This is a genomic window from Mesorhizobium sp. P3_A8 (assembly GCF_056402995.1).
Window position 1 is genome coordinate 78,917 of sequence record NZ_JBFUGI010000017.1, and the last position, 12,973, is coordinate 91,889.

General features: G+C 64.3%; 1 protein-coding gene. It reads left to right on the forward strand.

The features are described from left to right. Positions 1-226 precede the first annotated feature (226 nt). A complete protein-coding gene (locus AC1DX4_RS30915) occupies positions 227-12,922 on the forward strand; it encodes a beta strand repeat-containing protein (RefSeq protein ID WP_477223926.1) in 12,696 nt (4,231 codons plus the stop codon). The last annotated feature ends 51 nt before the right edge of the window (positions 12,923-12,973 follow it).

The window sequence follows — 12,973 nt, forward strand, 5'->3', positions numbered from 1 at the left end:
ATCGCAATGGCGACTGCTCCGGAAGCCGACTCCCCGACCAAGCAAGCCGGCAAATTTACTGTGGCAATATCGCCACAGGACAGAAGTTTGAGGGCGGTCAACAACAGTCACAACATTCCGGACTCGCTATACAATAGAATTCGCGTAGAAATGAACGCGGGACGTGTAGTCCCAGAAGGACTCGCCAGGGATGGGAACTACCGAGAAGTCTCGGCAGGTTGGTGAGATGGCAGCGCGTGGGGGGGATTTCCACGTGCGTGCCGTCTATCGGCGTTCGCGAATTGTAAGTCATCTCTGGAAGACGACAGCGCTGACGACGCTGGCGCTTGGCCTTTCCGGCGTGGTTGCCTATGGCGACCCCGATGGGCTCTGGCAGCCGCAGATCCGCGCCATCATCGGTGCCGACAACAATGGCGGCAATGCCGCGCTCGAAGGCTTCATCCCGATCAAGCAGACGGCCGAATCGGTGCTGTTCCTGGATGTCAGGGCCAAGCACGATTTCAAGGATGCTTCCGGCCAGGACATCGGCCTCGGCATTCGCCGCATCGTCAATCCCGACCTGATGCTCGGCGGCTACGCCTATATCAACGTCGAGAACTACAACAGCACGCAGTTCACCGCCGGCACGCTGGGCGTCGAGGCGATCACGCCGAACTTCGACGCGCATGTGAACGTCTTCGTGCCGATCAAGGGCGACTCGACCGACCACTCGACCAGCTCGTCGCTGTCGATGGTCAGCAACCAACTGATCGAACAGATATCGGTGCTCGACCACCGCGACTACGCGGCCTGGGGCATCGAAGGCGAGATCGGCGCAAAGGTGCCGATCAACCTGCCCGACAAGCATTCGCTGCGGCTCGACATTGGCGGCTATCATTTCGAGGATCCGCACGGTGACGACGGCAGCGTCACCGGCGCCAAGGCCGGGTTCGAATACACGATCGGCGATGTCTTCGGGAGCGGCACCGAACTGGTGCTCGCCGGCGAGGTCCGCGACGACAATCGCGACCACACCCAGTTCGCCGGCAGCGTGCGGCTGAACATTCCGTTCAATCCCGGCCATGGCTCGGACACGACCGCGGCCATCGGTACGGACCCGATCTATCCGGTCAGCGAAGGCCTGCGCAAGCGCGTCAACGAGCGGGTGCGCGGCGACATCGGCGTCAGGATCCAGTCGCAGGAGTTGACCGGCGGCTCGACGACGCGCGTCGCCATCAACGCCGCCACCAATGCGGCCTTCGGAAAATTCTATTTTGCCGATGGTGGCCTGGCCGGAGCCGGCACGCAGGCCGACCCGACCACGCTGGACGACGCCGTCACCAAGGCCGGCAGCGGCGGTTTTGTCGTTGCGCTCGGCGGCAATGGCAATCTGACGACAGCCGGCGTGACGCTTGCCAACGGCCAGACCGTCATCGGTGGCGGCGAAAACGTCACCGCCAAGCTTTTCAACGGCAGCACGGCGACCTTCAATCTCGGCGGCAGCGACGGTACGATCCAGGGCACCAACGTCGCCAACAACGTCATCACGCTCGGCAACGGCAACACGCTGAACGGCATCACCATCACCGGCGGCGCCGACGGCATTTTCGGCAACAACGCCACCGGCACGACGCTGACCAATGTCACGGTGACGGGCGCCGGCCGCAATGGCGCCGAGTTCACCGGCAATTCGACCAATGTCAGCGCGTCCGGTTTCACCGCGACCGGCAACGGCCTCGACGGCCTGCACATCGAAGACAACGGCACCTACAATTTCACCGGCACGACATTGCTGCAGGGCAATCTCGACGATGGCCTTGATATCACCGGCCAGGGCACCTACACGTTCGCGACAGTCAATGCGCTGAACAATACCGATCGCGGCATTACCGTGCAGGGCACGTCGAGCGGCGGTACGTTCACCACCACCGGCGGCACCATTTCCGGCAATGGCGGCGTCGGCGTCTTCATCGACCCGATCACCGCCCATGTGGTGCTGGATTCGATCACCCAGACCGGCGGCACGTCCGGTGTGGTGCTCGACCATGTTTCGGGCAGCTTTACCGTCAACGGCGCGACGACGATTTCCAACACGACGGGACCGGCGATAGCCATTACCGATTCGCCGGCGACGATCCGCTTCGGCGACATCAACATCACCAATCCCGGCGCCGACGGCATCTCGTTCAGCGGCGTCAACGCGGCAGTGGTGGCCGGCAACATCGTCATTTCCGGCCTCGGCGTCGGCACCGGGCTCGATTTCTCCGGCAGCCAGACGAATTTCACCGCGCAGTCGCTCAACATCACTGGCTCCAATGCTGCCGGCACCATCGGCATCGACCTTGCCGACACCACCGGCGACGCCACGATCATCATCACCAATGGCGGTTCCATTTCGGGCGTCGACACCGGCGTGCGCCTTGGCATTACCGGTTCGCTGGCCCATTCGGCCAATGCCGAATTCAGCTTCGGCGGCGGCTCGATTGCCGGCATCACTGCTTCGCTCGACGCGCGCGGCCTCAACCAGACGCTCGGCCACTATGCGTTCGGCTCGACCACCTTCAGCGGCCCGCAGCTGTTCGACCAGCAGAATGTGATTTTCGTCGGCGCCGTCGGATCATCGGGTGATGGCTCTTCGACGTCGAGCCTGCTTGCGATCGACCAGGCCGACCTCGATACGGACGGCACCGCGATCTTCGTGCTGGTCAACGATGGCTCGCCGATCGATGCGTCGGGCGGTTTCTCGCTCAGCGACGGACAGACGCTGGCTTCCTTCGGCAATGGCCGCTCCTTCTCGCTTGGCGGCATTCCAATCAATGTCACCGGCGACAATGTCGAGCATGACCAGGTTGTCTCGGACCCGGGTGGCGCGGCAACGCTGACCAATTCCGGCGCCGGCGCCGTGGTGACGGCGGCCAATGGCAACTCGCTGCTCGACTTCAATATTTCGGGCGGATCCGGCGCTGGGATCAGCGCCTCCGGCGTCAACGGCCTGACCGTCCAGGGCGTGACGGTGAGCAGCGTCGCCACCGGCCTGTCGCTCAACAATTTCAGCGGCACCGGCACCTTCAACAATTTCGACGTCACCAGCGCCGGCACCGGCGTCAGCATCACCGGCGGCACCACCGGCACGTTGACTTTCGACGCGGCGAGCTCGATCGCCGGCACGACCGGCGTGGCGTTCAACATCGATAGCTCGACGCCGAACCTCACCTATAACGGCACCATCAACCAGACCGCTGCTGCCAGCGCGGTCAAGATCAACGCCATGACCGGCGGCAGTGCGACCTTCGGCGGCAAGATCATTGCCAGCACGGGTGCGGCCAATGCGATCGACCTGACCGGCAATGCCGGCGGCGCGATCAATTTCACCGGCGGTCTCGACCTGACCACGGACGGCGGCTTTGCCTTCAGCGCCATCAATGGCGGCACGCTGACGGTGACCGGGGCGGGCAATACGGTCAACACCGGCGCCGGCGCTACGGAAAACGGTATTCATCTCGGTGGCGCCAGTGGCCTGACGATCGGCGCGGCGGGCGTTACGTTCGCCAGCGTCACGGTCGATGGCTCCGGCGGCGCGGTGCAGAGCGGCATCGTCATCGAGAACACCAGTGGCGGCAATGTCACCTTCGGCGGCGTCGATATCAGCCGCGCCGGCACCGATGCCATCCGCCTCACCAACGTCGCCAGCGGCATCTACTCCTTCAACGGCACGACGACGATCGCGACGGCAGGCGGCACTGTCCCCGGCTTTGCGGTGCAGAACAGCGCGGCGACCGTCAACGTCAACAACCTGGTTACGACAGGTGTTGCCGGCGCCGATGTCAGCCTGACCAACAACACCGGCACGATTGGCATTGGCGGCACAATCACCAATTCCTTCACGGGTGACGGCGTCGTCGTCTCCGGCGGCAGCGCTGCCATCACTATCAGCGCTGCTATCAACAGCTCCGTGACCACGGGTGGCACGGCGGTCAAGGTCGACGGCACCACCGGCGGCTCAGTGGCCTTCAGCGGCGCGGTCACCTCGACCGGCACCGGCAATCTTTTCGCGATCGGCTCGATCACTGCGCCGACCGGCGGCGCGATCAGCTTCACCGGCTCGACACTGTCCGCGACAGGCGGCGGTGGCGCCGTCGTTGTCGGCCTTGCCGGCTCGGCCACGTTGAACGTCACAGCCCCGCTGTCGATCACCAATGCCACGAGCACCGGCCTAGCCGTCGCCAATGTCGCCAGCACCGCATCGGCGACCTTCGGAACGGTGACGGTAACGGGCGCCGGCGCCGACGGCATCGGCATCGGCAATAATGCCGGTTCAGTCACCTTCGGAACCACACAGATCACGCTGGGCACCACGGCTGGCACCGCCGGCATCAACTTCGCGCTCACCAATGCTGACGTCACCTTCGGCACGACGACCGTCAGCAATGTCGGCGCCAACCAGACCGGCATCGACTTCAGCGGTTCATCGACCACGGCCGATTTCGGCCTGACCACCATCACCGGCACCGGCGACCTCACCTCGCGCGGCATCGACCTGTCGTCGACGACAGGCAACAAGACCATCACCTTCCTGCAGGGCTCCAAGATCGACAATGTCGGCGTCGGCGTCGAACTGTCGTCGGGTGGCACCACGGCGACCTCGGCCAACGCCAACTTCACCTTCGGCGACGGCAATGCCGGTGACGGGCTGGAATCCACCATCATCGCCGCCAGCGGTGGCTACACCGTCAACACGATCGGGCTTGATCCGACGCTTGGCAATTATGATTTCGACGATGTCGCCTTCACCGGCAGCGCCCATCTGGCCAGCGCCGTTGGCGGCGTCATCATGGTTTCGCAGTCGGGGGGCGTGATCGCCGCCGGCACGGACGGGCTCAGCGCCGCGGTAACCACGATCTCGGTTGCCGCCGCCGATGCCATGGCCGGCACGCAGACCTTCGCCTTCGTTGGCACCGTCGATCTCAGCGGCACGCCGTTCACGCTCGATTCGGGACAGTCGATCACCGGATTCGGCAACAACACCTCCATCCTCACCTCCGGCACCATCCAGCCGGTCAATGTCCAGGGCAATCTCGGCGCCACCGGCGGCAACGTCACCGGCAATGAGGGCGTGGTCACCGGCACCGGCGACTTCCTGCACCTGCTCGGCAGCAACCAGGTGCGCAACACCGCCTTCGACTTCAACGGCGCCAGCGGCTCGGTCTTCACCGTTGACCAGAGCGCGGGCGGCTTCAACAATGCCGGCGGCATCGTCATCGAAGGTGTCACGGTCAGCAACGTTGCTGCCGGCCAGACGGCGTTCAAGGTCGCCGGCCTGGATTCGAACCTGTCGATCATCAACAACAACGTCAACGTTGCCGGCACGCTGCTCGACGTCGATGGCGGTGCCGGCAACATCACGGTCACGCGCGGCACCTTGCCCAACAGCGCGACACCGGGCACGCTGACCGGCGGCGGCATCTCGATCGCCAACCGCACCGGCGGCCTGGTCAACTTCACCGACAAGGTGACGGTCAACGGCAATGGTGTGTCGCTCACCGGCAATACGGGCTCTACGGTCACCTTCGCCGATCTGGACATCACCACCAACGGCGTGACGGCTTTCAGCGCCTCCGGCGGCGGTACGGTCAATGTCACGACCGGCACGATCAACGCCACGTCAGCACAAGCGGTTGATCTCGACGGCATCACGGCCGGCATCAACTTCGCCTCGACCAGCGTGACATTCGCTTCCGGCAACGGCATCGACCTGCAGAACCTGGCCGGCACGGCAAGCTTCGGTACCGGCACGCTGACCAACACCGGTTCGGGCACGTCGTTCAATGTCGGCTCGACCACCGCCGCCAGCGGCGGCACTGCTGCCATGTCCTACGGCGGCACGATTGCCACCAACGGCACCGGCGCCGCGGTTTCGATCCAGAGCATGACCGCCGGCTCGGTGACGCTGTCGGGCAATCTGACCGACAACAATGCGGCCGCCGGCGGCAACATCTTCGTTGCCGGCAACGATTCCACCACCATCACCTTCTCGGGCACGACCAAGCAGATCAGCTCGGGCACGGCCGACGGCGTCAATCTCGGCCTCCCCGGCGGTTGGCCGCTGGGCACGCCGACCCCCAACACGAACTCCGCCATCAACTTCACCAATGGCGGCCTCGACATCACGACGACAACGGGCGCGGGCTTCATAGCCATTGGCGACCTCGGCTCCTCGAGCTTTACCGTCACTGGCAGCGGCAACAAGATCAATTCCGGCGGCGACGGTCTGCTGGTGAACGGCGCCGATGTCGGCGCCGGCGGCGTCACCTTCGACAGTATCTCGGCGGTGTCCACGAGCGCCTTCGGCGGCGGCGCTGGCGTGTTCCTGTCAGGCATGACCCTGACGGGCGATGTCAACATTGGCGGGCTGAAGGATACCGGCTACATCGGCGCCTCGCTGTCCGCCCTGTTCGGCGCCGGTGTGGTCAATTTCACCGGCACGACCGATCTCGACACCAGCAACGAAGGGTTCGAGATCAGCGGCCAGGTCGGCACCATAAACATCGCCAATGTTGCTGGATCCACCCTGACCATCGACGGCAGCCAGGTCGGCATTGCGGCGGCCGTTCTCCAGACCGGGACCGTCAATGTCGGCGGCAATGGCGGCGTCGCCAGCATCGGCGCGACGACAAGCACCACCGGCTCGGCCATAGCTCTCTCTGGCGGCAACGACCTTATCAATGCGACGCTGAACTACAACGGTTCGATCAAGGTCGATACAGGCTCGGTGCTGCAAGCCGGCGGCGGTGACTGGACCCATCTGAACATGAGCGGTTCGGTTGTCTCGACAACGGCAATATCCGGGCCGGGGGCAGCAGCTTTCATCTTCAGCGGCAACGCCAACGGGCTCTACAATATTTCGAGCACGATCGATCATACCGGCACGGCCGTCGGCGTGCTGTTTGACGGATCGTCCGAGGGAACGGTCACCTTCTCCGGCACATCGAAGATCTTCAACACCAGCGGCGGCACCAACGACGCCATCGTCAAGGCCCCGAGCATCGGGGTGGGCGAAGGTACGGGCACGCTCGCGTTCACCAATGGCGGCCTGGTCATCACCACCAGCAGCGGCGCCGGCTTCACCGCCAGCACCTTCGGCGCCGGCACGATCAGCGTCAGCGGCGCCGGCAACACCATCACCACCGGCACGGGCACCGCGCTCAAGCTCGGCGACACGGCGGGCGCTACGGTTGGAGCGGCTGGCATCAATTTCGCTTCGATTTCGACCAGCGGTGCGGCGACCGGCATCTCGCTCAACAATGTCAGCGGCGGCACCCTCAATCTCGGCACGGTCAACTTGCAGGGCGTCACCACGACCGGCGTCGACATTTCCGGCACGCTCGGCTCGGCACTGAATTTCACCAGCCTGAACATCGGGCTCAACGCCGCCAATGCGGTCGGCCTGGACCTCAACGGCGCGGCACTCGGCGCGAGCAACATCACCGCGGGCGATTTCGATGTCGACGGCGGCAGCTTCGCCGGCACGATCGGCATCGACATGGCCGGCACCACCGGCACCGGCACGATCCAGCTCGGCGACACCGTCAACAACAACCCGGCCGGCCAGACCTCGACCATCGCCAATGTCGGCTATGGCGTGCAGTTCTCCAGCGCCACCAATGCCAAGCTGGTGTTCGGCGACGGCGCCGGCCCGGTCGAATCGTCGATCGCGACCACCGGCGGCCAGGCCATCCACGCCACCGACAGTTTGCCGACGAACGGCGATTACAATTTCAACGACGTCAATTTCACCGGCGACATTTCGAACCTGTCGTCGATCAGCGTCTACTATGTCACCGAAGGCGGCACCGGCGACGGCAGCCTCGCCAATCCGGGCAGCTATATCGGAGCGCAGGCGTCGACCGCCAATGTCGTGGTGCTGATCGACAAGAACGTCAACGGAGCCCAGGAAACCATCGACCTGAGCGGCACGACGTTCAGCCTTGATGACGGGCAGGTGCTGCTCGCCTTCAAGAGCGGCGATGCGGCCGTCGATGTTTCGCAGCTTGGCGTCGACACCAGCGCCGGCGCCTCCGCCGCGTTCCACTTCACCACGGTGCAGAATTCGCCGATCATCTCGGCGCCGGGCGGTATCGATTCGCTGCGGCCGGTGCTGCAGAGCAACAACGCCACCTCGGTGATTAATTTTGCGACATCAGGCACCGGCATCTTCACCGGCGGCATCGAAAACCTGATCGTCCGCAATACCGGCAGCGGCGCGGGCGTTGCCGTCAATGCGACGAGCGCCTCCAGTTTCTTCCTCAGGAACAACGACATCGCGGCCGGCGGCAACGCGCTCAGCCTCGGCACGACGGGTGGCACGGCCGACATGCTGCAACTCAGCATCGACGGCAACACTTTCCAGCGCACCAGCGCCGGGGCTGCCGTCTCGCTCAGTGGCCAGAACCTGTCCGCGACGACGAATTCCATCCTGGTCAATTCGTTTGCCGGCAACACGGTGACCGGCGGCACCGGCGGCGGCATCCTGTTCAGCAACGTTCACTTCAGCGGCGCCGCGGGCGGCACGCTGACGGTCGGCACCACGGGCGCGCGCGTTCAGGGCGACGGCCTGAGCTTCGTCAATCCGATCGGCACGCTGAACCTCACCACGCTCAACGTCGCCAACAATTCCGGCACAGGCGTCCTGGTCAACACCAAGGGCGCCGGCACGGCCTTCTCGCTGAACAACACCGGCGGCGTGGTCGACACGACGGGCGGTGCCGCGTTCAATCTCGATCCGCTGACCGTTGCCATGACGTTCGGCAGCGTCACCGCCACTGGTGGCGCCAGCGGCATCATCTTCGACGATGTCGCCGGCACCTTCACCGTCACCGGCGCGACGACCGTCACCGGCACGACGGGCTTCGGCATCGATGCCATCAACACCAACACCGGCACGTTCAATTTCAACACGGTGACGGTGAACAACACCGCCACGGCCGGCGGCGGCATCCATGTCGCAACCGGCACGCTCAACGTCACCGGGCTCGCCAACATCGACACGTCAACCGGCACCGGCGTCTCGCAAGGCACGGGCTCGACCAGCTTCACCGGCGGCCTGACCATCGACACGTCAAGCGGCGACGGCTTCCTCGGCATCAACGCCGGCTCGATCATCGTGAGCGGAGCCGGCAACACGATCACCACGGCAACCGGCCGGATCGTATCGTTGCAGACCGCAACGATCGGCGCCGGCGGCATGACATTCGACACGCTGAAGGCGACGGGAACGGTCGGCATCGGCGCCGGCGTACAACTCGCCACGGTCTCGGGCGGCACCTTCAACGGCGGCGCCCTTTCCGTCGCCGGCACAAGCAACAATGGGCTGATAGTTCAGAACAGCACGTCGTCAGCGGTCAATTTCAACAGCGTGGTCGTCAGTTCGGCAAGCGCCAACGGCATCTATGTCGTCAACGGCGTTACCGGCCCGGTCACCATCGGCACGGTGACGATAGACAATACGGGTACCGCCGGCGTGCGCGTTGAGAACACGTCCGGCACGATCAACATCAATGGCGGTTCGATCGGCGCCACCAACGACCCGACCGGCTCCGCCGTCCAGGTCGTCGGCGGCGCCGCGACCTTGAACGTCGTCGCTTCGCTCACCAAGACCACCGCAGGCAAGATTGTCGACATCTCCGGCGTTACCGGCGGTACGGTCACCCTGTCCGGCGCGCTCAGCGCCAACACCGCCAGCGACAACGGCATCTACGTCCACGGCAACACCGGCGGCACCTTCAATTTCAACGGCGCCATGACGCTTGCCACGGGCACCAATCAGGCCGTCAATCTGGATACCAATGTTGGCGCCACCGTCAATTTCGCCGGCGGCATGGGTATCACCACCACCTCCGGCCTTGGCTTCGGCGCCACCGGTGGCGGCACGATCAACGTCACCGGCACCAACACGATCCTGACGAGCTTCGGCGGCCAGATCCTGGCCTGGAACGGCATGACCATCGGCGGCAGCGGCGCCACATTCAGCACGCTGACGGCGCAGACCAAGGTCGCAGGCACAAACGATGCGGTCAATTTGACCAATGTCGGCGGCGGTATCTTCAATGGCGGCACGCTCAGCGTCCCGGGTGGAACCAATTCCTTCGGCCTGTTCCTCAACGGCACCAGCGCAACGGTGAACTTCGCCAAGGTGACGATCGCAAATCAGACGGGCACGGCAACCGGCGGCGGCATCAGGATCGACAACAACACCGGCGCGGTGACGATCAGCGACAATACGAGCCTGATCGGCGGCTTCGGCGCCGTGCAGGATATCGGCATCGACATCAATGGCGGCTCCGGCAACGTCACCATCGCGGCGTCGGTGTCGAAGGGAACCGTTGCCAACAACGTCGTCCAGATCAGCGGCCGTACCGCTGGAACCGTGACGCTCAGCGGAACCCTGAGCGCAGACCAGAGTGTCGGCACCGCCAATGGCATCGACGTCAGCAACAACACCGGCGGCACGATCACTTTCTCCGGCGCCGGCAGCGCGCTGAACACTGGAACCACCACCGCCGTCAACCTGGCCAACAACACCGGCGCGACGGTGAACTTCACCGGCGGCGGCCTGGCGATCACCACCACCAGCGCCACGGGCTTCAGCGCGACCGGTGGCGGCACCATCAATGTCACCGGCGCAGGCAACACCATCCAGACATCGTCGGGTCAGATCCTGAACTGGAACGGCGTCGCCGTCGGCGCCAGCGGCGTCAATTTCAGCTCGCTGCACTCGACCGCTTCGGTCGCCGCCGACGCGATCAACCTGACCGGTGTGACCGGCGGCACATTCAATGGCGGCGCTGTCACTGTAGCCGGCACGTCCGCCGGCGGCGACGGCATCGAGATCAACGGCTCGAGCGCCACATTCAACTTTGCCTCCGCCACGATCGCGGCGACCGCCGGCAACGGCATCCTGCTCAGCGGCGCCAACGGCGCGGTGACCTTCACGACGGTGACGATCGACAACACGACGCTGGCCGGCATCAGGATCGACAACAACACCAATGCGGTCAATGTGAATGGCGGCTCGATCGGTGCGACGAACGACCCGACCGACGTCGGCGTCGACATCAATGGCGGCACGGGCGCCGTCACCATCGCCGCGTCGGTGGCCAAGACCACGGCCGGCAATGTCGTCCAGGTCAGTGGCCGTACTGCCGGAACGGTTGCTTTCAGCGGCAATCTGAGCGCGACTGGCGCCGTCGCCAACGGCATCGACGTCAGCGGCAATTCCGGCACGGCGGTGATCAATTTCTCGGGCGCCAGCAAGACGCTGACCACCGGCGCCGGCACCGCCGTCAACCTGACCAGCAACACCGGCGCGACGGTCAACTTCACCGGCGGCGCTCTGGTCATCAACACCACCGGCGGCACCGGCTTCAACGCCACCGGCGGCGGCACGGTGACGGTGCAAGGCACCGGCAACTCGATCACGTCGACAACCGGCACGGCGCTCAACATCGCCAACACGACGATTGGCTCGGGCAACGTGACGTTCCAGAGCATCACATCCACGGCCTCGAGCGGCAATGCCGGCATCGTCCTCGACACGACCGGTTCCAGCGGTGGGCTGAAGGTGACCGGTATCGGCACGACGGCAGGCTCGGGCGGCACGATCTCGAACAAGACCGGCGCCGATATCCTGAACGGGTCGGACGCCAGTGGCCAGACCACGTCCGGAACCAACGGCACCGGCATCTTCCTGCGCAACACGGCGAACGTGTCGCTGGCCAACATGCAGCTCAATGATTTCTCGAACTTCGCCGTCTACGGCAACACCGTGACCAATTTCACGATGACCGGCACGACCATCAACGGCACCAACGGTTCCAACAATGCCGGCGATCTTGAAGAGGCCTCGATCCGCTTCGACAACCTGCTCGGTACCTCTTCGATCACCAGTTCCAACATCAGCGGCGGTTACTGGGGCAACGTCGCCCTCTGGAACACCAGCGGCACGCTGACGCGGCTGACGATGGACAGCAACACGTTTGGCCTGGTCAATGCGACGGGTGGGAACACCAACGTCATTGGACAGGTGTACAACAGCGCGATCGCCAACTACACGGTGACGAACAGCACCTTCGCCGGTACGCGCGCCGACTTCATCGCCTTCCTTGCCAACAACAATTCAGCGATGGATGCGGTCGTACGCAGCAATACGTTCCACAATGGCCAGGCGATCGTACCCGGCGGCGGCACGGCGGTCGACATCCGCAGCGGATCCGGCGGCTTGGCCTCGGCGGCGACGACGACCTTCGATATCTCGCACAATATTCTGACGGATGGCGGGGCCAATGCCTTCGACACGGTCGGCATCTTCGTCGCCAAGGGCCAGGACAATGGCACCATGTCGGGCACGATTGCCAGCAACTCGATTGGGCCTTCGAAGCTGAATTCCAATTCCGATGGCATTTTCGTGCGCTCGGCAGGCACCGGCACGCTGACAACTCTGATCCAGAACAACACCATCACCGGTGTCGGCAACGTCGGCATCCATCTGCAGAACAATGACGGCAGCGCGACGATGAATGCTTCGATCTACGGCAACATCGTATCGTCGCCGACGAGCTCGTTCCCATTTGCCGCGCTGCTGGTCGACAATGGCGCAACCGCGACCGACACCAGCACGACGAATGTCGTCATCGGCACAGGCACTGGAGGCGCGGGCAGCAAGAATACGCTGACGCACAACGCTCTCTATGCGGTCGATGTTTCGCTGAGCAATTTCAACGCCAGCACACACCTCAACCTTTCCAGGAACGGCTCGGCCCAGAGCACCGCTCAAGGTGTCATCACCGACGACAACAATGGTTCTCCGATCGTGGACACGACCGGCGGCAACGGGGCGATCACATTTGTCAACACGTTGCCGGCATTGCCGGCGGTCGTCGCGCCATAAGCTTTCGGGCCGGCTTCAACCGGAAGCCGGCTACTTTTTAATAAAAGCCAA